Annotated in this window: 1 protein-coding gene; it reads left to right on the top strand. The window is 51.6% G+C overall.

Going from position 1 to position 347, the window contains the following annotated elements:
* Positions 1-205: 205 nt before the first annotated feature.
* Positions 206-347: YezD family protein (locus L692_RS31100; protein ID WP_156940387.1), on the top strand; the 142-nt coding region annotated here is incomplete at its 3' end.

Here is a 347-nt window from a genome sequence, read left to right as displayed (position 1 = left end):
ACCAGTTCTCGGCTTCCTTTGCGGTTGCGTCGCTGCTGCTGCTGCTGGCGCTCGTGACCATGCTGATCAAAAGCTGGCTGCAGCGTAAAAGTAGTCATTGACAGAAAAAGGGCATCGTGCTAAGTTAAATCATAGTATGTAGGTTGGAAATGGTGGGATTTAGTGGGAGCGGGCAACCGCTGCGGAATGAGGAGGGGCTAAGTGAATGGCTAAACCGCTGAAAGTGGATGAAATTTGGCTGGAAAGGATAGCGGGACTTCTGGACAGTATGGAATTCGGCTCATTGCACATCGTGGTGCATGAAGGTCAGATCGTGCAGATGGAGCGGACGGAACGGAAAAGGTTCG

Source organism: Paenibacillus forsythiae T98 (genome assembly GCF_000520735.1).
GTDB classification, from domain to species: Bacteria; Bacillota; Bacilli; order Paenibacillales; family Paenibacillaceae; genus Paenibacillus_AQ; species Paenibacillus_AQ forsythiae.
The sequence above is the reverse complement of the archived record's forward strand: the minus strand, read 5'-3'. Positions and strand labels throughout refer to the sequence as shown.